We start from the raw sequence: 21808 nt of genomic DNA, 5'->3' as shown, positions 1-21808 counted from the left end.
TAATTTATCTATTTTGAGCAGAGTGTGTCGCTTATTGCTAATATAAGCGTTGTAACGCCACAATTAAATAACTCGCTAAATAAGCTTAAACAAGGAATTTTCATGAGTGCCGGCATTAAATATGTAACTGACGCCTCCTTCGAACAAGACGTCCTCAAGTCCGATAAACCTGTTCTGCTCGACTTCTGGGCTGAGTGGTGTGGTCCTTGCAAAATGATTGGCCCCATCCTGGAAGAGCTTTCCGGTGAATATGGCGACAAGTTGCAAATTGCCAAAATGAACGTGGATGAGAACCAAGGCGTACCTGCCCAGTTCAATATCCGCGGCATTCCGACCCTGATCCTATTTAAAAATGGCACAGTAGCTGCTCAAAAAGTAGGCGCTTTGGCCAAATCTCAGTTGACTGCATTTATTGATAGTCATCTGTAAATCGTCTCAGACCACAGGTTCACTAGCTGAGCCTGTGGTTTTTACCTGATTCTAGTACTTGTCAGACCCGTTTTTTAGTGTAGTATTGCGTTTAACAGTAGTTCAGTGCTTTCAGGATTTTTAAGAAACGCACTCCTTTCCAGCAATTTACCTCCCCCTTCTTTTAGCAAATTCCAAAATTCTGTTTTCCCACATCTGCGTGATCTCAATCAGCGCAGCAACACCCCAAAACTCTTTTCCCCTATTTATCTTTATCAACACCCGAGAACCACATGCAATTAACTGAACTCAAAGGCCTCCACGTATCTGCCCTGCTTGAAATGGCAGCTGGCTTGGAAATTGAAAACACCCAGCGGATGCGCAAACAAGAATTGATGTTTGCCATTCTGAAGAAACGCGCCAAGGCTGGTGAAACCGTTTTTGGCGACGGCACTTTAGAGGTCTTGCCTGATGGCTTTGGTTTCTTACGTTCTCCTGAAGCCTCTTACATGGCTTCACCAGATGACATTTATATCTCTCCTGCACAGATCCGCCGCTTTAACTTGCACACTGGTGACAGCGTTGAAGGTGAAGTGCGTACCCCGAAAGATGGTGAGCGTTACTTTGCATTGGTCAAGGTAGACAAGATCAACGGTTTAGCGCCAGAAGCGCTCAAGAACCGCATCATGTTCGAGAACTTAACGCCCCTGCACCCGAACCGCGTCATCTCTTTAGAGCGCGACATCAAGGCTGAAGAGAACTTAACAGGCCGCATCATCGACATGATCTCGCCGATTGGTTATGGTCAGCGCGGCTTGATTGTGGCATCACCGAAGTCTGGTAAGACCGTGATGATGCAGCATATTGCACATGCAATCGCAGCCAATAATCCTGAAGCCATTTTGATTGTTCTGCTCGTAGACGAGCGCCCTGAGGAAGTAACCGAAATGCAACGCTCCGTGCGCGGCGAAGTTGTTGCCTCTACTTTTGATGAACCAGCAGTGCGTCACGTTCAAGTGGCCGAGATGGTGATTGAGAAAGCCAAGCGTTTAGTCGAGATGGGTAAAGATGTGATCATCTTGCTTGACTCGATTACGCGTCTTGCTCGTGCATACAACACAGTTGTTCCTTCATCAGGCAAAGTCCTTTCCGGTGGTGTGGATGCTAATGCCTTACAACGTCCAAAACGCTTCTTTGGTGCAGCCCGTAATATTGAAGAAGGCGGTTCACTCACCATCATCGCTACTGCTCTGATCGAAACCGGTAGCCGTATGGATGACCTCATCTACGAAGAGTTCAAAGGTACAGGCAATATGGAAGTACATCTTGAGCGTCGTTTGGCTGAGCGTCGTGTTTACCCATCGATTAACCTCAATAAATCTGGTACCCGCCGTGAAGAGCTCTTGGTTAAAGCTGAGAACCTCCAGAAGATCTGGGTATTGCGTAAATTGCTGGCTGATATGGACGATATCGAGGCGATGAATTTCATCGTCGATAAGCTCAAATCGACTAAAAACAACGGCGAATTCTTCGACCTAATGCGTCGCGGAGGCTAATTTAGGGGTCTAGAGGGCTGTTTTAGCCCTTTTTAGACCCTAAAGATGCGCTTTGTTGTTGATTTCATGGCATAATTTCGCCTTTACTGCTTTTAACTTGGGTAAGTATTTAGGTTAAGAACTTGTCAATAACTTAAACGGCTACCCGCTCATAGGACTCAAAATGAAACCTGGCATTCACCCCGAATATCGTGAAATCGTCTTTGTAGACGTTTCCAACAACTTCAGCTTTAAGACTCGCTCCACTATGTCCACTAAAGAGACAATCAAGTGGGAAGATGGCAATGAATATCCATTGGCCAAGATCGAGACTTCTTCTGAATCACACCCTTTCTACACTGGTACCCAGAAAATCATGGATACCGCTGGTCGTGTTGAGAAATTCCGTCAGAAATTCGGTACCAAAGCCGTTGCTAAGGCAACTGGTGATGGCGCTGCGAAGACTGCTGAGAAAAAAGCGGCTGCTGCAGAAGCTAAAGCTGCTGAAAAGACAGCAAAGAAGAAGGCTTAATACCTTTTCATTCGCAGGGTATGGCAATGCCCTTCTCTGCGAGATAATCAAGGCAGCGTTTGCTGCCTTTTTTATTTTGAACTTCGCCCATGGTCAAACTTACCGCCGCTGCTACTAGATCGATTCCGCGCATCATTATTTTTGCGCTGACCTTGGTCTATGGTTTTGCTGGTCTCTTCTTTCGGGATCCCTGGAAGAATGAAGATGCCATCGGCTTTGGTGGCATGTGGACTTTGTTTCGGGGCAACTCCATTGATTGGATAGTTCCCCATATAGCAGGTCGAGATGTTTCACTAGGAGCACCACTTCCGTATTGGATGGGTGCCACACTCATTAAATTATTTGGCCCTTGGATTGGTGCTGCTAATGCTGCCCGAATTTATTCTGCCATCTGCTTCTTTGCTGCAGCGCTGGCGATTTGGTATGCCACTTATCTATTAGGTCGTCGTCGCGAAGTACAACCGATGGCACTGGCTGTTGGCGGTCAACCAGACTCTAAGAGTTATGGCATGACTTTGGCTGATGGGGCGTTACTCATCTTCCTCGCTTGCATTGGTCTTGCACAGCGTGGTCATGAGACGACCCCGATGATGGCCCAATTGATGGGTATTAGCATCGTGCTCTATGGCACAGTGCGTGGCTTAGATAAGCCCTGGCAAGGCGGCTTGTGGACGGGACTTGGGATTGCCATCGTGGCACTCTCAAGCAATCTCACTTTAAGTTTGATGATTGTCACTGCCACCATCATGGCGGTGATTGCAAGCAATGCTAAATTGCGTTTTCGCTGGACCGTAACGAGCACAGTCATTGGATTGATTGGTTTTGCGATCTGGCCAGCCCTTTGGTACCTCACTGCTCTACCAGCCGAATGGCGTCATATTGCTGAAGAAGGCTGGCGCAATTTACCAGACATGCAATTTTTCCCATCGATTGAATCCATCGGATTCTTGAGTGTGAACTTTTGGGCCTACGCTTGGCCAATCTGGCCTTTGGCGATGATCTCACTAGCGCACTGGGGCCGCGCTAAAGATGCAGGAGCTTGGCGCGCACCGCACCTGTGTATTCCACTGAGTTTATTTATCGGCAGTTTGATTTATGTCTTGTTCCGTTCTGAGGCCAATGAACATGACTTACTCATTTTGATTCCAAGCCTCTCGATCATTGCTGCCTTTAGCCTCCCCGTTCTCAAGCGCAGCATGATTAGTTTTATCGATTGGTTCGCGATGTTCAGCTTTACGCTGATCGCGATTGCTATTTGGGTCATTTGGCTTGCTAAGGTCACTGGCTATCCAGAATCGACCGCAGCCAACTTAGCAAGATTGTTGCCAGGCTTTCAATTTCAATTTAATTTACTCGCCTTTGTGGTGGCACTTGTCATTACTGGTGCTTGGCTTGCGGTAGTGCGTTGGAGAACTTCACGCGCCCCAAAAGAAATCTGGCGTTGCCTCATCATCTCCGCATCTGGCACTACTTTAATGTGGGTCTTGTTGATGACACTTTGGTTACCCACTATTAACTACGCTAAAACCTATCGTCAGGTATCTGCACGCTTAGCTCAAGTAGTGCCTTCAGGTGGTGGCTGTATTAATACCAGCAGCATTGGCCCTGCACAGTTAGCGTCATTTAGTTACTTCACTAAGCTGACCTTGCGTGATGATCCCGATTGCCCTTGGATGCTGACCCACAATCAGACCGAAGCCAAGGCGTATGCAAAGCTGAATAATAAAAAACTCCACCTCATTTGGGAAGACCGTCGCGCTGCTGACCGCGATGAACGCCTACGTCTTTACGAAGTCACACCGGAGTAAATAGTGCTGCACTTTAAGCTATCGCGCCTGCGCGAGGATGTTCCATCCCTACTCAAACTTGCTGGCCCCTTGCTGATTGGCCAATTAGCGGTCATCGCCTTTGGTGTATTAGATACTGCCATGACTGCACGCTACTCAGCAGAAGACTTGGCTGCACTGGCAATGGCTTCTGCCATCTTCATTAGCATCTATGTTGGCTTAACTGGAGTGGTCTCTGCCCTAGCACCGATTGCGGGTCAACTCTTTGGCGCAAAACGCTATTCCGAAATCGGCGAAGAAGTACGCCAAGCTACTTGGTTGGCTTTAGGTCTGACAATATTAGGCTGCTATGTCTTACTCAATGCCGATCATCTCTTAGCCATCTCCCAAATTAGTCCGGATATTGAAGGCAAGGCAAGACTGTACCTCAGCATCTTAGCAATTGGCTTACCTGCCAGTATGGGCATGCGCGTTTTAATGGCATTACACAATGCGGTCTCGCGCCCTGCCGTGATTACCGTCGTGCAACTGATTGGCTTAGGATTAAAACTGCCACTGAACTTGCTATTTATTTATGGTGGTTTTGGGATTGAGGCCATGGGCGGCCCTGGTTGCGCAGTAGCTACGGTCATCATTAACTGGTCTTGGCTATTGATGACCTTAGGCTTTGTCATCTTGGATCGTTTTTACAAGCCCTTTGCAATCTTTGCGCGCTTTAGCATGCCAGATTGGCAACGTATTTGGACGCTCCTAAGACTGGGTGCCCCAATCGGCTTTAGCTATTTGATTGAGGTGACTTCATTTACATTTATGTCACTGTTTATTGCCCGCTTAGGCACTACCGCATTAGCAGGACATCAAATTGTGGCTAATATGGGCACCGTCATGTACATGGTGCCACTCTCACTCTCGATTGCGACTATGACCTTGGTATCGCAATCGATTGGTGCCAACAAGCCCGAGCGTGCTGAAGAGATTGGTTGGTCCTCTGTAGTCTTTACAACTGCCACCTGCATCACCATCGGCATTGCAGTGTGGTTTTTCAGAATGCAGCTATTGGATTTATATGATCCACCGGCAGAGGTGAAGGTCTTTTCGATTCCACTATTTTTATTTATTGCTTTTTATCAAGTCTTTGACGCTTTGCAAGTGACCGCAGCATTTATCTTGCGGGCTTACCGTATTGCGTTCTGGCCTATGCTGATCTACGCAGGTTCTTTATGGGGTGTAGGCCTGGGTGGTGGCTACCTGATGGGCTTTAATGTGTTTGGTAACGTGCCTAGCTTCTTACAAGGTGCCAACGGCTTTTGGGCTGGTAACAGCATTAGCCTGGGATTGGCTGCCTGCTTCTTACTCTATCTCTTCAGAAAAACGGCGGAGCGCTATGAGAGAACGCATCCGCCAGTTGAAGTCTAAAAATAACTAACGATCTACTTATAGACTTTTAAAGTGGTTGCATCATCATTAAGACGACGCTTGAGATTTCTCTCGTAGCCAGCAGATCCTGGATTATTGGTAATGAAGTTCTGCGCCGCCAAGTTCTTACGAACGTCCTCTGCCAAGTCCAAAGAAGCAAGCTTCATCAACTTTGCGGTGCTGGGCTTGAAATTATTGTCCTTGCCATCAATTCGGACTTCTTTACCCTCACCAGAGGCAATAAACGAGGCAACAATTTGATTGGATTGGGTATCCACTACATGAAAGTCTACCGTTACCTCTAGCGTGACTTGCTGTGCACTCGATTTTGTACCCGGAATATCGTCTACGTTATCCGTTACCGATAGCTCTGCCAATACACCATAGAGCACATAGTTGGCATCTCCAAAGTCGCCTGCTTTAATGCGCTTCACAATGTCAAAATACTCATCGCCTTGATTAGGAGTTGCTACTGAAGGCTTAGCCTGAACTACCTTATAACCAGACTGAATGAGTAATCCTCGGATGGGATTTGCTAGATAACGAATCTCGCTGTACTTCATCTTGCTCTCATAGCCTGATTTTTTGGAGCTTTGCGTTTCGCTATCGCTACTATTGCTTGAGCTTTGTGGGTCAACAGGAGTTACGGTTGGCGCAGTTGACTGTGGGTCTGCCAAATTAGTGAACTTCACTGGGAATTGCGAAGAATTAGGGCCACCGCTTAAGGCAGAAGCATTGGCTTTATCTGCATCTACCTCAATGGTCTTGGGAGTAATCGTTGAAGTGACGTTGTTATTGGTTTTATGACGAGTCTCTTCAATAAAGACTAAGTTCTTACCCTCTTTTTTAAAATAGATGTCTGTGACAGCAATCGATTTGGACTCCGTCTTCAGAGCTTCCGCAGTGATGACTGGATTCTTGGGTGGGTCTGCTGGCACCTGACCAACAATAGCCTGCTCTGGCGCAGCAGCAGGCAGCTTAGAGGCGCATCCAAGTAGCGATACCAGGCTAACACCAACACACACTAATAAAGTTCTGTTTATCAATTGCATAAAGTAATTCCTAAATTAGCGAGTGGCAGTCTTACGAATCTCTTTTTCGTCAGACCATTCCAGCAAGCCTGATTCATTATTAATGAGATTTAAGTTAAAGACGTAGTACACATCCTTCACGTCTTTAGTATTTTTCACAATAGATGCGATCGAGCCTTCAATGCGATATTGAGCGCCCTGCATATTGCCAGTTTTAGCTATTGTGCTTCCCTTGTAAAGACCAGATTGGTTCTGACGCTTTAATTCATCGGTTTGGTTTTGCATTTCTGTAACACTGACTGCAAAACGCACCTGGCCACTCTTCATGAGTTGCGTACGGATCTTGTCTGTAATCACCCGCGTGTCGATATATTCAGAAGTTTTGTTCTTGACGTCCGCCAAAGTCACGATAGGCGCATCTTTGCTGCCTGCAATTGCTTTTGACTGCAATAAGGAGCGCGTCATTGCTTCGGCAATCATCTGTAAATCTGTTGACCCATAATTGGCGTTCACTGTTTCTACTGCTTTGGGATCACCATATCGAACTTGAGGGCCAGAGCAAGCCGCTAACAAGACTGCGGTGAGTGCAAAAACAGATAAGTGAATAGTTTTAGTGTGCATTTTCATGATCATTCTTTAATTAACAATGAGAATAAATAGAGATTTACTTATATTGATTTAACTCAAAACGAAAATCGGTAGCATCAGGTGTTGGGGCAATCCCCATAATAACGGTCGTTTGACCTTTACCAACCGTTACCGGCTTCCAAGCTTCTTCATCAGTTACCACCATACCATTCTTACCAAGCCACTTAAATCGATAGGCAACTAAATTGGATTTGCTGTCATTGAGAATGGTGACTTGTGCGGTCAATACGCCATTGCGCATCAGACTACGCATATCAGTAATTTCAATACTGTCAGTATCACCCGTACGAATCGTCATCTCCTTCATGGAGGGAGTTGAGCTACAGGCAGCCAATACGAATGCTGACAATAAGATCAAGAGGTATTTTTTCATGCTCGTTTTCCTAATTAAAAAGCTGCTGAAGGCTATTGAGAAAGCTGGGTGACTCTTCGGGCTTCAACCCTTCCATATTACTGCTTGCAGGAGTTGGGGTGGTAGCCGGGTTTTCAGACACTGGCATAGCTACCGGGGCCACCGCAGGTGCTGGAGGAGTCGCTAGGGCTGTTGGTGGACTGACTAGAGGTTTTGGGGGAAGCGCTGCAGGGTCATTGGATGTCAGAACAACTGCCCTATTTTTGAACATCCGAATATAGACCACGTTATAGCCACCCACTAAATTGACAGTCTGATTTTGTGTCACGCCAGAAGGCAAAGTAAATTTCAAGGAAGTAGGCCCAATAGGTAAGCCCATTCTGGCCATATAGGTCTGGGCAGGCAAGGTTGACCAATGGCGTACATCTGCCACATTAATAGATTGCAGGCCATAGCCTGTGATCATGGCTGCAATGGCACCAACAATTGCTGCCCCACCACTGTTTTGGTTGTTCTGATTATTTCTTCTCGCTGCTTGTTGTGCAGTTTGATCGGCCATATATTGCGCCGCCAAAGATACCAAAGCCCTACTGGTCGCCCTCAAGACATAAGCTGGCATCTCATCTTTGAGATTTTTGCGTGCCATAGAATCAATATTGGCAACTAACTCCAGATTGGCGGTGCGATCACCTAACTGCACAAAGCTGGGCGTATAGTGATCAGTCGATTTTTCTATCACGGGTAATGTCAGCGTCACCAATCTTGAGCCTCCGCCAAAACCAAAAGATTGGCTGAGTTTTTGAGAGCTGATCTTGGGAATGTAGCCCGTATCCACAATCAATAAAGTATCTGCAAAACTTTTCTTGCTCTGGTTGGCGATATTGGAATCTAGCTTCGCAATACTGGTTTTAAAAAAATTCACATTTGGGCGCAACTCAATCGCTAAGCGATAGCCAGGCGCAGCCAAACTCGCCTCCCCTTGGGATTCGTGAATAAAGCCGGATAAGTAATAGGCGCCTGGATTTTGATAGGAATTTTTGAGATTGCGGGTTTCTTCATCATCCAATAAATCGACTGGGTAGCCCTGAATGTTTTGAATGCGGCTAGTGGATCCGCGAGTAGTGTGATTATTTTGCTGATCTTGCTCTACTTTAGAAACAGCAGCAACCTGACGTGCAATCAACTCTTCAATAACCTTTTCACGCTGCGCCATCTTCTTGGCTTCAACCATCGCATCATTCCAATGGCCTTGCGCAATATGATTCAATGCAATCGTTTGACTTAACATGCTCACTTCATAGGGCTTAGGATCATACGTACTACTAAATCCTTCGGACAGGACATACGAGCTTATATCTGAAAAAGAGCGTTTCAGCTTATCGCTAGTACTGATCTCCCATTGCCCCACCAATTGATCTGCTGCCAATAAGTTTTGCGTGCTATTGGGGATCTGCGAGGGGCCCTGAAGTCTTTGTACCTCTCCGAGCTCCATGTAGTACAGCGTATTTTTATCTTTAAATACACTTTGAATAGTAGCCGCGGTACTTTGCATGTCACCATTTTTGAACTGGTCCTTGGACTGATTCATCTTAATTTGCTGCGTTTGCGTAGCGCAACCCGCCATCAGAAAAATGCCTGATAGCAAGATTGCAAAGCGGAATTTAGAAAAGTCTAATGCTATGAATTTAAGCAAATTGGATCGATTTTGAAGATAACAAATGATGCTGTATCCAAAGAAATAGAATAACCACGCGACATCTGATGAGGTCCATTGCCTAATAACGCCCTAGATACACATAAGCTGACAAATAAACCGAATATTACTGGTCTAATTTAGCCCCAGATTGGATTACTACTCTACTCCACTTGCGTGACTCGGAAGCGATCAACTTACTAAGCTCTTGCGGGCTGCCAGGAGCGGGTTCTAGCCCCCCGGCCAAGAGCCGATTTTTAACACCCTGACTCTCTAAAGCTTGAAAAGTTGCGCGATTGAGTCGCTTCTGAATAGCGGGCGGCAAATTTGCAGGGGCCATCAATGAAAACCAGGAAACCGCTTCAAAACCGGGTAGACCCTGCTCTGCAAAAGTGGGGATGTCTGGTGCGGCTGGAGATCGTTTTAGGGTAGTGACTCCCAAGGCTTGTACCTCCCCAGCTTTAATCAGAGCCAAGGATGAAGACAAGTTATCAAACAGCATGGAAATTCTGCCGCTGACTAAATCCGGCAGAGATTGTGCGCGCCCTTTGTAAGGAATATGACGAATATGGATACCAGCCATCTCCTTTAATAACTCGCCCGACATGTGCAAGGAAGTGCCAACACCGGAAGAGCCAAAGGTCAATTGATTGGGTTTGGCTTTAGCCAATTCGATGAGCTCATGCAGATTACTCACTCCCAGCTGCTTATTCACAATCAACACATTGGGGGTGCTCGCTAGAAAACTAATGGGCGTGAAATCTTTTACGGGATCATAAGAGAGCTTTTGGTAAAGAGTGCCATTGATTGCATGGATACCTACAGTACCAATGAGCAAGGTATAGCCATCTGGCTCACTCTTTGCCACTAGATCAGCGCCAATATTGCCACCAAAGCCTGGGCGGTTTTCTACAAGCACTGGGACACCCAAACTTTGTTGCCAACTTTCCGCTAAAACGCGTGCCAATATATCGGGGGCACCACCAGGAGTAAAGGTCACTATGATCCGAATTGGCTGATTTGGCCAAGGACGAGTTGAAGACTTATCTTGAGCCTGCGCATGGCCGACACCAAACGCTAGCAAGCATAGAAACAAAAGGCTTTTTAACAGCCTAACCAGTAGCATCACAACAGTAAATTAGAAGCCTAGTCGACTGCGTAGCCAAAGCCAGCCATCGTATTTGACGGGATCATCCGCGCATGGGCCAAGGCCACACTCAAGTAATGTAGATAGTAAATTAGCAAAGACAATCAAAATAAACATGATGATTAATGCATTTGTAAACAGTGAGCGTGAACGCACATCACGATTAGGTAGCATTAACAGAATTGCCTGGCCTGCTAGGAGACCCATATAGCCGACAAAGGCCCAGGTGTAGAAATGCAATTCCAAGAAAGTGCTGCCAAATCCCTTATCGCCTGGCAAGATATGCAGGAAGACTTGGCGTAGTGAAACCATCATGCCAACTAAGCCACCGAGAATCCCCCAGCCGTAGTGAGCACTGTGCGCTCCACAACGAAGATTGAGAACCAAGGCAAAACCAATGATGACAAAGCCAACGCGCTGCATTAAACAGAGCGGGCATGGCAATTCACCAAAGTACAGTTGATCGACAAAGGCATACGATAAAACACCGATCACTGCCAGCAGAGATAGCTGATTACCCAGAGAGGCAAGCGAAGGAAGGCTAACTTTACTCACAGGCTAATATTGAGGTGAGAAGTTGCATGAAAGCGGAACCAGACCATCAGAATCCCGACAGTAATTGCCAAGACGAACATCCCTGCGATACGTTTCTCAAACCAGACTAGGATCAGTCCGAGAAACGCTGTCAGAAAAGGGAGGAACATATACATAAGGTAATTCTATCTCAGCTATTTGACCAATTAACGAATAGTGGTTTTTAGGCTTTCTAAGCCCTCAACGCTAGCCTCCAATACATCCCCTTTTTTCACTGGCCCTACTCCGGCAGGGGTGCCTGTAAAGATCAGGTCGCCAGGCAGCAAAGAAAATAAAGTCGATAGATAGGCAATCGTCTCTGGCACATCCCAAATGAGTTGATTGAGATTACCCTCTTGGCGCACTTCCCCATTAATGAGCAATTGAACCGTGCCTTTTGATAGGTGGCCACACTGCGCTACCGGTGTAATCGCGCCGCAGGGAGCTGCTTGATCAAATGCCTTACCAGTATCCCAAGGACGGCCAAGCTTTTTGGCTTCACCCTGAAGATCACGTCTTGTCATATCTAAGCCAACACCATAGCCATAAACATGCTCTAAAGCTTGATCGGCAGAAATATTCTCTCCACCTTTAGCGATGGCAACCACCATCTCGATTTCGTGATGAACATCATTTGAAAGATGGGGATAGTCCATATCTTTTCCATCCGTCACGATGGCACTAGCCGGTTTCATGAAAAAGAATGGTGGCTCCCGATCGGGGTCATGACCCATCTCACGTGCGTGCTCAGCATAATTACGACCAACGCAGAATATGCGATTCACAGGAAAGCGGCGGGCATTCCCGGCAACTGGTAGAGAGATGACTGCTGGCGGATCAATCACAAATGCTGAACTCATAGAACCTTCTGTAGGCGATACGAACAATCCATGTTTATGGCTTGCGTTTTAAAGAATGACGCAATTTCAGGATCAAGATACTCAGAGCCAAAGCAAACGTCAATGCATTTGCCAATATCAAGGGCCACTTTTCAATAATCAGTCCATAGATGAGCCATAAACCCACTCCAGTGGTAAACAGGCAATACATTCCTAAGGAAGCACCCGATAAGTCTCGCGTGCGCCAGGACTGAATGGCCTGAGGTAAAAAAGCAATCGTGGTTAAGAATGCAGCGCAGTAGCCAATGATTTCAATTTGGTGAGATACAAGATTCATTGATAAACTTTAACTCACCCTTAATCCAAGGGAATTGAAAAAATAGCCTTCAAGGTCAGAGAGTCCGTGCTGTTTGTAAAGCCTTTGCCGATACCCGCCTGAAACGCAAGGGGTTTGCCGTCGTAATACATCATTAAGAAACCTAATTGCTGAGTGTTTTGATAAGTAGTCGGTTGGCCAATTTGATTCAGGTTAGAGTAATACTCAACACCGAGCGCCAAATCAGGCATCACCTCTCGAGAAAGACGCGTAGCGGTTGAAAAATACGGCGCTTGATGGACATAAGGCTGAGACAGCGGCATATCAATAATCGGATTAAATGAGAACAGCCATTCATCAAATTGTTTACCAATAATAAAACGGGCTTCGCCGTTATATCGAGACTCATCAAACTGTGGCTGCACATTTGCTACTTCAAAGTTCACCCCTGCAAAAAAATCATCACCTTTATCCTGTCGGATTGGCAACCATTTCATGCGCAATTTAGTCGCAGCATATTGAAACTTGCTATCGTAGTTGACGTAAGAGATATAAAGACCGGCCTCAAGATCATGACCAAGGCCATAAGCCAGTTCTGGTGTAACACGCACCCCATTGTTATTCATCACCTCACCCGGGTAGGAAGGTGTTTGCACACCACGCGGGGTGCTATTCACATGAAGCTCAAGACTAGCCTCGCCCTTAGCATTAATTTCACTATCATAGACTTGAATCTCATCTTGCAAGACTGCAAAAGAGATCGCTGGCAGGCAAGAAAAAACAAGCGCCACCAAAAGGCTTGGCAGAATATGGATGGAAGAGTTTGCGCGAGTGGGCATAACCCATCATTTTAATGATTTGCATAACTTTTGCTTGGCCGCCCTATGATGGCGAGCAGTCAAATCCCAGCTAGGAACACTAGCCTAGGCCAAGGGCAACCGCGGTATGGTAGGTAACAAATGAAGCAAGGTAGGCCAAACCAAACAAATAGCTCACCATAATGACGGGGATCTTCCAGCCACCCGTTTCCCGCTTGACTGCAGCAATCGTCGAGAGGCATTGAGGTGCAAAGACAAACCAAGCCAGCAAAGAAAGTGCAGTAGCTAAAGGCCAGCTTGAGGAGATTAAGGGAATCAGTGCTTCTGCCGCATCTGCACTGGAGGTAGATAAGGCATATACGGTTGCCAATGAGCTCACCACCACTTCACGCGCAGCCATGCCTGGCACAAGGGCAATGCTAATTTCCCAATTAAAACCAATCGGTGAAAAAATATGGGCTAATAATTTACCCAGCATACCGGCAAAGCTATATTCAATCGCTGAGCCTGTAGCGCCCTCCGGTGGAAGTGGGAAGCTCGATAACACCCATAAAACCAAAGTCATGAACAAAATGATGCCGCCGACTCTACGCAAGAAGATCTCTGCACGTTGCCACAAGCTCATCGCCAAATTACCTAAGCGTGGCAGGTGATAGCTGGGCAACTCCATCATCAGTGCATTCATCCTGAATTGCGTACTCGTAAAATGTTTCAATATCCAAGCAATTGCCATCGCACCCAAAATTCCCGCTAGATACAGCGAGAACAGTACTAATCCTTGTAGATCGATACTCCCCCAAAGTTTTTTCTCGGGAATAAAGGCGGAGATTAGTAAGGCATACACCGGTAGGCGTGCTGAACAGGTCATCATAGGTGCGATCAAAATGGTAACCAAGCGATCGCGCGCATTAGAAATACTTCTAGTTGCCATAATGCCCGGAATAGCACAGGCAAAGCTCGACAACAAGGGAATAAATGATCGGCCTGATAGACCTACCGATCCCATGACACGATCTAGCAAGAAGGCAGCTCTAGGCAAATAACCAGACTCTTCTAACAAGAGAATGAAGAAGAACAAAATCAAGATTTGCGGCAAAAAGATAATGACTCCGCCAAGACCAGCCAAAATACCGTTAATCAATAAACTCCGTAGCCAAGTATTCGGCATGATCTCTGCGATTTGCCCACCTAGCAACTCTACACCTGCCTTAATCAAGTCCATAGGCAAAGTTGCCCAGCTAAATACGGCCTGGAAGATGAAGAATAGGAGCGCCACCAAAATCATCGGGCCAAACACCGGATGGAGTAATACTGAATCTAAGCGATCGCTGAGATGATCAGGAATAATTTGATCTAAGTTCAGAGTTTGCAGAATTTTCTGGACTTGCACATTGTCTGATTCAGTATGCGCGATATGGGATGCGGCATTTTCTAGCGTGGCATCACTGCTACCCGTTTGATATGCACTCAGATTGCGCCAATCTAGGTTGGATAAGAAATGTTTAATCTCATCTGCACCATCAGTTTGAATGCCAATACTCGTCAGTACTGGTAAACCCAATTGACGTGAGAGTGCAGCTGTATCAATTTGCAAGCCTTGTCGCTTGGCAATATCAAGCATATTCAGAACTACGATACAAGGTAAGCCCAAACGCTTGGCTGCAAGGACTAGCCGCAGATTGCGCCGCAAGTTCATTGCGCTCAGTACGCAGATAACTAAATCAGGACGCTTCTCCCCTTCAGCTCTACCTAGCAATACATTGCAGGTAACCCGCTCATCGAGAGAACGCGGATAGAGACTATAGGCACCAGGTAAATCGAGAATTCGGATTTGCTTGCCAGAGCTCAGACTTAACAGACCTTCCTTGCGCTCAACTGTCACACCAGAATAATTTGCTACCTTCTGACGACTGCCAGTGAGCAAATTAAAGAGTGCAGTCTTTCCACAATTTGGATTTCCCAGAAGCGCAACAAGTGGCTCATTGGGGAAAAAATGAATTTTAGATTCAGGCATGGGGTGCACATTCAACCGAGATCATGCGCGCCTCAGATTCACGCAATGCAAATGTCGAGGTGCCCACTCGAACCATGTAAGGACCTTTGCCAAGCAGTCCTTTACGCAAAACAGAAACCTGCTCGCCCGGTAAGAAGCCAATATCCTCCAACTGACCCTTTATTTGAGGGGCACCCTGAGGGGCAATGACCTTGATAACACGGTACAGAGCGTCGAGTTCGACTTGATCCAAATTCATGCAATCTGCTTATTTAGTGGCTTATAGCGCGATTATATCCCAAATGAGAATGAATATCATTCATGGAAAATCAGCGTTGTTCAGCTCATCATGGACCCTCTTGACTCAATGGAGCTTGATCTGCAACAAAAGAAAGTCGCTAATTGGGGTCGAGAGAAAACTTAGGGGGTGCTGTAACCGTACTTTTGCAGAATCGATTTAGCTTGGGGAGTTTGAATAAATTGATATAAAGCGATCGCCTCTCGGGGTGCGCCTTTGATTAAGACCATGCGCTGCTTGATAGGTTCATAAAGCTTGCTATTGACCAAGATGAAATGTGTATCTTTAGAAACTTCCGCAGACTTTGCCAACGATAGCGCAGTAAAACCCAGATCAGCAGCACCAGAGACAACATACATCGTTGCCACACCAATATTGTCGCCATAGATTAACTTCTCTTTAGCAAGATCCCACAGGCCTTCAGCCTTGAGATATTCAACGGCAGCCTTACCATATGGCGCCAATTCCGGCTTAGCAATCGCGATCTTATTTGCTTTGGAAATAGCTCTTGCTAAATCAGCCTTACTATCGAGCAACTTCATGTCAGAAGAATTCTTTGCAATCAGCGTCAATTTACCAATGGCATAAATTGCTCCCTCATCCACTGTCTTGCCCTGCTGATAAAGCTCCAGCGGGAAATGCTCATCTGCGGATATGAACAAGTTAAAGGGTGCTCCATTCATAATCTGAGCAGCAAAGTTTCCAGATGATCCATAGACCACCCTCAAGTCAGAGCCCCCTTTTGTTTTAAAAGCGACATTGATCTCGGCAAAAGCCTCTTTCATATTTGCGGCTACAGCAACCGTTACCGGTTGAGCGTAGAGCCCTTGAGAAAGGAAAAAGACGAGGGATAAAATAAATTTACGCAATGCAGCCCCAAGTAAAATTTTCAAGTCAGTTTATATTATTTAGCAGAGGTAAACTATCTCTTCCATCTTTCGTCACCCAAACAAATCAGGGCACAGATTCATGACATTCACCACCTGCCGTTTATTGGCCATCACGATTGCCGTATGCAACTTACTCATCACGCCTGCTCTAGCTCAAGAGAAGAGCATTGTGGTGTCCTCCACCACATCCACCGAACAGTCTGGCCTATTTGGTTTCATCTTGCCAATCTTCAAAATGAAAACCGGAATTGATGTAAAGGTGGTTGCGGTTGGAACTGGGCAGGCTTTAGATATTGGTCGTCGTGGCGATGCTGATGTCGTGTTTGTGCACGATAAGCCTGCAGAAGAGATTTTTGTACAGGAAGGTTATTCGACCAAACGCAATGAAGTGATGTACAACGATTTTGTCTTGATTGGACCTAAATCGGATCCAGCCAAAGTAGGTGGCGGCAAAGATATTCAAGTCGCTCTCCAAAAAATTTCTGCTGCACAAGCGCCATTTGTATCGCGTGGTGATAAGAGCGGTACGCATGCTGCTGAACTACGCTATTGGAAAGGTGCCAGCATTACTCCGACGGGCTCTTGGTATAAGGAAACAGGCTCAGGCATGGGCCCAGCCCTCAATACTGCTTCCGCTATGAACGCTTATATTTTGGCTGATAGAGGAACCTGGTTAAGCTTTAAGAACCGAGGTGATCTCGTGATTCTGGTTCAAGGGGATCCAAAGTTATTCAATCAATATGGTGTGATGTTGGTAAATCCAGCAAAGTTCCCGCATGTGAAAAAAGCGGAAGGCCAAGCCTTTATTGATTGGCTGATTTCTAAAAATGGTCAAGATGTAATTGCTAGCTATCAAATTGGTGGCGAACAACTCTTCTTCCCGAATGCTAAAAAATAGTTAGGCATACTTTATGCCAAACAAAAAGCCCGCATTTGCGGGCTTTTTTACTGCTTTCTGGCTTAAACCAGTAGGCGTAGATTACTTCTTCGGTGTTACGAAACCAATTGCTGTGTCATCAACAAACTCAACAATGACATCATCACCCGCCTTGAATTTCTCAAGACCTAAAACAGCCTGATCCACTTTCACTTTTTGCTTCTCGCCGCTTGGCAATGTGAAAGTCACGATACGGGTTTTCTGATCGATTGTTGAAATCTTCACTGTTGCATAAACAGTATCAGTCACTTCTTCAAATGGCTTAGCAGAACCTTTGCCAGCTACTGATACAGAACGTACACCAGAAACACCTGGCTTAGCATCTTTACCTGCTGCCGTTAAGCCAATAGCAATCGCTTGAGCATGCTCAACAACAAATACATCACCCTTTTTAACTTTATCCAAATCATTTACAGATTTAGCAACGTTCATTTGTACCAAATTACCGTTAGCATCTTTCAACACAACAATGCGCTTCTTTACATCAACAGAATCTACAGTAGCCGTCAGTACAGCAACTTCGGCTGCCAATGGCAACATTTTTGCAGGCAACTGAGCAGATGCAGATGCTGCAAAAGCTAGGCCAGCGGCAACAAACAAACCAGCAAGTAATGATTTTTTCAAGATAACTCCTAAGCAATTAAAAGGGTTCAAACGGAGCCCATCAGGCACCTGATTTCATTGTAACCATGGAAACATGACTGCCTGTCATATTCCTACATGGCCCTAATCAGCCCCTACGCTTTGGTACATTAAGGAAAAATCCCTATTTGGAGCATGGATCAAGGTGGAAATTGTTATTAAATCCTGGCAGCAAGCCTTTGAAGAGGCTTTCTCGATACGCAAGGAGGTGTTTATTGAGGAACAGGGTGTGCCCGAAGCCATGGAGATCGATGAATTTGACGCCCCGTCTCGGCATGCCTTAGCTTACGTAAATACCCTAGGTGTCGGCACTGCACGCTTAGTCAAAATAAATACGCATCGAGCTCAAATTGGTCGAATGGCAGTACTGATTGCCTTTCGGAAACAGGGCATTGGCACAGCATTATTAAGTAGCCTCATGGATTTAGCAAAAGCAGAAGGTCTGCAGACACTGTCATTACATGCTCAGGTATATGCGATACCCTTTTATGAAAAGCACGGGTTTGTTGCGGACGGTCCTGTCTATGATGAGGCCGGCATTCCCCATCGTAATATGATGCTCTTATTGCCACAGAATACTTAATCCGCCTTATCACCTAATGAATACTACCCACACACCTACTCCGTATATCCACCGCGTTTGCTATTCCGATACTGATGCTGCTGGATTTGTTTATCACGGCCGCTATCTTGAAATCTTTGAACGCAGTCGTGCGCAATGGTTGGCGCAGCGTGATCTGACCCCGACTATCCTCATTAATGAACATGGCATCTTGCTACCGGTGCGTGAACTGAGTATGCATTTTTATAAACCAGGTCGCCTTGATGATTTACTTTATATTGATCAAACGATTGAACATCGTGGGCGCTCTCAAGTTGTCGTTAAACAAAATGCCCAGCGAAAAGTTCTCAATGAAGGTGTCGAGGAGATGCAAGTCATTGCAAGCGCAACGCTACATATCGTTTGTGTCGATACGACCACCCTTAAGCCCAAAGCCTTACCTGACTGGCTCTTTTTGGTAGACCATACCCAATGACTTAAAATAGGGGCTCTTACTGCAAACGCTCTAGCGTGGCAGCTCACCCCATTGACCGGGATAGTCGTTTAATTGAATACGGGTCAATACTTTATTGGCCCTTATGTTATTTACAGATCTTGGTTTATCAGAACCCATTCTTCGCGCTATTGCAGAAGAAGGCTACACCAGCCCCACCCCAATTCAAGCGAAATCGATTCCTGCCGTTCTGCAAGGCGGTGATCTTTTAGCGGCTGCACAAACAGGTACTGGCAAAACTGCAGGCTTTACGCTGCCGATTTTGCAACGTCTTAGCACTAGCAAATCAAACTCAGGTAAGCGTCTACTGCGCGTCCTCATTCTGACACCTACTCGCGAACTGGCGGCACAGGTTCAAGAATCAGTTGTTACCTATGGCAAGTACACGGGTCTTAAGTCCACAGTGATTTTCGGTGGTGTTGGTGCGAATCCCCAAATTAAAGCCATTGCTGCTGGCTTAGATATCTTGGTTGCTACACCGGGACGACTGCTTGATTTGATGTCGCAAAAATGTGTCTCACTAAATGAGATTGAAATTCTTGTCTTAGACGAGGCAGATCGCATGCTGGATATGGGATTCTTGCGCGATATCAAAAAGATTTTGGCTGCCCTGCCAAAGCAACGTCAGAACCTCTTGTTCTCTGCTACCTTTTCGACCGAGATTAAGGCGCTTGCTGATGGGCTATTAAATTCTCCTGCATTAATTGAAGTAGCGCGGAGCAACAGCACTAACGAAGCGATTGCACAGCTCATTCATCCAGTTGATAGAAGCAAAAAGCATCCCCTACTGGCGCATCTCATTAAAACGAATGATTGGAAGCAAGTTTTAGTATTTACACGCACCAAGCATGGCGCTAATAAGCTTGTCACCCAATTAGAAAAAGATGGCATTACGAGTATGGCCATCCATGGCAATAAGAGTCAAACAGCTCGTACCAAAGCGCTGGCAGATTTCAAGGCAGGAAAATTGACTGCTCTCGTGGCGACCGATATCGCTGCGCGCGGTATTGATATTGACCAATTACCCCATGTAGTGAACTATGACCTACCGAATGTATCGGAAGACTATGTCCACCGTATTGGACGCACTGGTCGTGCAGGATCCAATGGCGTTGCAGTTTCTTTAGTCTGTGTAGATGAGCATCAGATGCTACGAGATATTGAAAAGCTGATTAAGCAAAAACTGCCACAAGAGATCATTGCGGGATTTGAGCCGGATCCAAATGCAGTAGCTCAGCCAATTCAGTTGCGCAGCCAACAACATCAACAATCGAGAAAGCCAAAAACGGCTGGTTCTGGTGCGGCGTCAGCCAAACGTAGCAGCCCACCTAAGCGAAGTTTTAATCGTTAATTCATGAGGCTATTCAGTAAAATAACAAAATATTGTTCTACTTTTTATATTGATCCAGACTACATTCAAAGAGACCAGATGACTATTACCCGTCGCTCCGCCATCAAAACCATTGCTAGTGCGAGCCATGTCGTGAAGAATTTGAGGAGCTCACTGAGCTACAAGAAAAATATGGGCTCAAGGGGCTCGTCGTCATAGCAGTGAATCTCGCAGAAATGAATCCACGCATCATTCAGTTTTTAAAAGGGAATGGCATTTCAGAAAACGCTATGGAGATATTGCTTGATCGCAATAGCATTGCCTATAAAACTTGGAAAGCACGTGGGATCCCAACAACTTTCTTGGTGGGTAAAACAGGAAAAATAGAAGGTGTCTGGATTGGCGCAATTGAAGACGTTGATAGCAATGAAGTCAAAAGCAAAATCGATGCTCTTTTACGTCAATAACCCCTGTTCTCATCTCTTCTGATACCCTTCAACCATGAATACCTCCAGTCAAGCAATGGAACCTCGTCTTACCTCCTTATCCCATGGTGGTGGCTGCGGCTGCAAGATTGCTCCTGGCGTCCTTTCTGAAATCCTCAAGAATGTTCCGCAGCTGCCCTTCCCCAAGGAACTGCTGATTGGTATTGAAACTTCAGATGATGCGGCGGTGTATCAAATTAGTGAATCTCAAGCGATCGTTGCAACCACCGATTTCTTCATGCCGATTGTGGATGACCCGTTTGATTTCGGAAAGATTGCCGCGACCAATGCCATCAGCGATATCTACGCCATGGGTGGTACCCCGCTATTTGCACTTGCCCTGGTGGGTATGCCCATTAAAGTCTTATCGAATCAAACGATTGCCCGAATTTTGGAGGGTGGCTCTGAAGCATGTCGCAGTGCTGGCATTCCGATTGCTGGTGGGCACACGATTGATTCCGTAGAGCCCATTTATGGTTTGGTAGCGATTGGTCTCGTCGATCCCAAGCGAGTAAAGAGTAATGCCAGCGCACAGCCTGGTGATGTCTTGATCTTAGGAAAACCGCTTGGCGTCGGAATTCTGTCTGCAGCCTTGAAAAAGGATTTGCTTGGTCCGGATGGTTATCGAGAGATGATTGCTAATACCACCAAACTCAATATTGCTGGACCTGATTTAGCCAAGCTCGCTGGCGTACATGCGCTGACTGATGTCACAGGATTTGGTTTAGCCGGCCACACTCTAGAGTTAGCCAAAGGTTCTGGCTGCACTGCCCATATCGATTGGAGTCAGGTGCCCCTGCTTTCCAATGTTCAATCACTAGCTGACGATGGGATTATCACAGGTGCATCTGAGCGCAATTGGCAAAGCTATGGATCTCAAGTAGGCCTCCCAGCAAGCTTTACTCCGGCACAACAGGCTTTACTGACTGATCCGCAAACTAGTGGTGGCTTACTCGTTTCTTGTAGCCCTGATAGCGTTCAAGCGGTACTCGAGATCTTCAATCAACATCACTTCTTGGGTGCACGCGTGATTGGGCAAATGGGCAAAGCCCAAGAGAAACCGCTCGTCGTTTCCTAGAAATT

The 21808-nt window shown here is 46.1% G+C and carries 24 protein-coding genes and 1 pseudogene; 11 read left to right on the top strand and 14 right to left on the bottom strand.

Features of this window, described 5'->3' with window-relative positions:
- The first annotated feature begins 102 nt into the window (after positions 1 to 102).
- The 5 genes from trxA (at position 103) to IEN92_RS06580 (ending at position 5678) form a co-directional block, all read left to right on the top strand.
- The gene (trxA, locus tag IEN92_RS06600; protein WP_068948270.1) at positions 103 to 429 is read left to right on the top strand and encodes a thioredoxin TrxA; all 327 of its coding nucleotides are present in this window, start codon (positions 103 to 105) and stop codon (positions 427 to 429) included.
- A gap of 272 nt (positions 430 to 701) precedes the next feature.
- Positions 702 to 1964, top strand: coding sequence for a transcription termination factor Rho (gene rho, locus IEN92_RS06595; RefSeq protein WP_215376063.1), 1263 nt, complete (start codon positions 702 to 704; stop codon positions 1962 to 1964).
- A gap of 163 nt (positions 1965 to 2127) precedes the next feature.
- On the top strand, positions 2128 to 2475 hold the full coding sequence (locus tag IEN92_RS06590; protein WP_114637034.1) for a type B 50S ribosomal protein L31: 348 nt from the start codon (positions 2128 to 2130) through the stop codon (positions 2473 to 2475).
- 89 nt (positions 2476 to 2564) lie between these two features.
- On the top strand, positions 2565 to 4283 hold the full coding sequence (locus IEN92_RS06585; RefSeq protein ID WP_215376060.1) for a glycosyltransferase family 39 protein: 1719 nt from the start codon (positions 2565 to 2567) through the stop codon (positions 4281 to 4283).
- A 3-nt stretch (positions 4284 to 4286) separates the two neighbouring features.
- Positions 4287 to 5678 carry an MATE family efflux transporter gene (locus tag IEN92_RS06580; RefSeq protein ID WP_216161770.1) on the top strand — a complete coding sequence of 464 codons (1392 nt, stop codon included), beginning with the start codon at positions 4287 to 4289 and terminating at the stop codon, positions 5676 to 5678.
- 14 nt (positions 5679 to 5692) lie between these two features.
- On the opposite strand, the gene IEN92_RS06575 is transcribed toward IEN92_RS06580, so the two are convergent.
- From IEN92_RS06575 to modA, 13 genes are all read right to left on the bottom strand, one after another.
- On the bottom strand, positions 5693 to 6730 hold the full coding sequence (locus tag IEN92_RS06575; RefSeq protein WP_216161768.1) for a hypothetical protein: 1038 nt from the start codon (positions 6728 to 6730) through the stop codon (positions 5693 to 5695).
- Positions 6731 to 6745: 15 nt separating this feature from the next.
- Entirely contained in the window at positions 6746 to 7336 is a 591-nt protein-coding gene (gene lpoB / locus IEN92_RS06570; RefSeq protein WP_216161765.1) for a penicillin-binding protein activator LpoB, read from the bottom strand.
- 37 nt (positions 7337 to 7373) lie between these two features.
- The gene (locus IEN92_RS06565) at positions 7374 to 7730 is read right to left on the bottom strand and encodes a YcfL family protein (protein ID WP_216161762.1); all 357 of its coding nucleotides are present in this window, start codon (positions 7728 to 7730) and stop codon (positions 7374 to 7376) included.
- 10 nt (positions 7731 to 7740) lie between these two features.
- Entirely contained in the window at positions 7741 to 9402 is a 1662-nt protein-coding gene (locus IEN92_RS06560; RefSeq protein ID WP_216863909.1) for a COG3014 family protein, read from the bottom strand.
- A 127-nt stretch (positions 9403 to 9529) separates the two neighbouring features.
- Entirely contained in the window at positions 9530 to 10498 is a 969-nt protein-coding gene (locus tag IEN92_RS06555; protein ID WP_255539777.1) for a tripartite tricarboxylate transporter substrate binding protein, read from the bottom strand.
- Positions 10499 to 10540: 42 nt separating this feature from the next.
- Entirely contained in the window at positions 10541 to 11104 is a 564-nt protein-coding gene (locus IEN92_RS06550) for a disulfide bond formation protein B (protein WP_216161755.1), read from the bottom strand.
- Positions 11101 to 11259: a DUF5993 family protein gene (locus tag IEN92_RS06545; protein WP_216161753.1), complete on the bottom strand. Its 159-nt coding sequence runs from the start codon at positions 11257 to 11259 to the stop codon at positions 11101 to 11103. The genes IEN92_RS06550 and IEN92_RS06545 overlap by 4 nt, the downstream gene beginning before the upstream one ends.
- 30 nt (positions 11260 to 11289) lie before the next feature.
- Positions 11290 to 11982 carry a fumarylacetoacetate hydrolase family protein gene (locus IEN92_RS06540; RefSeq protein ID WP_216161750.1) on the bottom strand — a complete coding sequence of 231 codons (693 nt, stop codon included), beginning with the start codon at positions 11980 to 11982 and terminating at the stop codon, positions 11290 to 11292.
- 34 nt (positions 11983 to 12016) lie between these two features.
- A complete protein-coding gene (locus IEN92_RS06535) occupies positions 12017 to 12298 on the bottom strand; it encodes a SemiSWEET transporter (RefSeq protein ID WP_216161747.1) in 282 nt (93 codons plus the stop codon).
- 20 nt (positions 12299 to 12318) lie between these two features.
- Positions 12319 to 13116, bottom strand: a complete 798-nt coding sequence (locus tag IEN92_RS06530; RefSeq protein WP_216161744.1) for a transporter — start codon at positions 13114 to 13116, stop codon at positions 12319 to 12321.
- A 79-nt stretch (positions 13117 to 13195) separates the two neighbouring features.
- A complete protein-coding gene (locus IEN92_RS06525) occupies positions 13196 to 15109 on the bottom strand; it encodes a ferrous iron transporter B (RefSeq protein WP_216161742.1) in 1914 nt (637 codons plus the stop codon).
- Positions 15102 to 15347: a FeoA family protein gene (locus tag IEN92_RS06520; RefSeq protein WP_216161739.1), complete on the bottom strand. Its 246-nt coding sequence runs from the start codon at positions 15345 to 15347 to the stop codon at positions 15102 to 15104. The genes IEN92_RS06525 and IEN92_RS06520 overlap by 8 nt, the downstream gene beginning before the upstream one ends.
- Positions 15348 to 15508: 161 nt before the next feature.
- A complete protein-coding gene (modA, locus tag IEN92_RS06515) occupies positions 15509 to 16279 on the bottom strand; it encodes a molybdate ABC transporter substrate-binding protein (protein WP_255539776.1) in 771 nt (256 codons plus the stop codon).
- Between the two features lie 76 nt (positions 16280 to 16355).
- Between modA and IEN92_RS06510 the strand changes: the two genes are divergently transcribed.
- Complete coding sequence (locus IEN92_RS06510) at positions 16356 to 17174, top strand: substrate-binding domain-containing protein (RefSeq protein ID WP_216161736.1); 819 nt, start codon at positions 16356 to 16358, stop codon at positions 17172 to 17174.
- Between the two features lie 81 nt (positions 17175 to 17255).
- On the opposite strand, the gene IEN92_RS06505 is transcribed toward IEN92_RS06510, so the two are convergent.
- Positions 17256 to 17837 carry a hypothetical protein gene (locus IEN92_RS06505; protein WP_251366781.1) on the bottom strand — a complete coding sequence of 194 codons (582 nt, stop codon included), beginning with the start codon at positions 17835 to 17837 and terminating at the stop codon, positions 17256 to 17258.
- Positions 17838 to 18000: 163 nt separating this feature from the next.
- On the opposite strand from IEN92_RS06505, the gene IEN92_RS06500 reads away from it, so the two are divergent.
- The 5 genes and pseudogenes from IEN92_RS06500 (at position 18001) to selD (ending at position 21803) form a co-directional block, all read left to right on the top strand.
- Positions 18001 to 18438 carry a GNAT family N-acetyltransferase gene (locus IEN92_RS06500; protein ID WP_370623883.1) on the top strand — a complete coding sequence of 146 codons (438 nt, stop codon included), beginning with the start codon at positions 18001 to 18003 and terminating at the stop codon, positions 18436 to 18438.
- A gap of 16 nt (positions 18439 to 18454) precedes the next feature.
- Positions 18455 to 18892: a YbgC/FadM family acyl-CoA thioesterase gene (locus IEN92_RS06495; protein ID WP_215376023.1), complete on the top strand. Its 438-nt coding sequence runs from the start codon at positions 18455 to 18457 to the stop codon at positions 18890 to 18892.
- A 103-nt stretch (positions 18893 to 18995) separates the two neighbouring features.
- Positions 18996 to 20261 carry a DEAD/DEAH box helicase gene (locus tag IEN92_RS06490; RefSeq protein WP_216161733.1) on the top strand — a complete coding sequence of 422 codons (1266 nt, stop codon included), beginning with the start codon at positions 18996 to 18998 and terminating at the stop codon, positions 20259 to 20261.
- A 131-nt stretch (positions 20262 to 20392) separates the two neighbouring features.
- Positions 20393 to 20707 (top strand): annotated as a pseudogene (locus IEN92_RS06485) (TlpA disulfide reductase family protein); the annotation flags it as partial.
- Between the two features lie 34 nt (positions 20708 to 20741).
- Positions 20742 to 21803: a selenide, water dikinase SelD gene (selD, locus tag IEN92_RS06480; protein WP_216161730.1), complete on the top strand. Its 1062-nt coding sequence runs from the start codon at positions 20742 to 20744 to the stop codon at positions 21801 to 21803.
- Positions 21804 to 21808: the final 5 nt, after the last annotated feature.

It is taken from the genome of Polynucleobacter sp. MWH-Creno-3A4, from assembly GCF_018881885.1.
In the GTDB taxonomy this organism is placed as follows: Bacteria; Pseudomonadota; Gammaproteobacteria; order Burkholderiales; family Burkholderiaceae; genus Polynucleobacter.
This window is presented reverse-complemented; position numbering and strand designations above follow the sequence as displayed.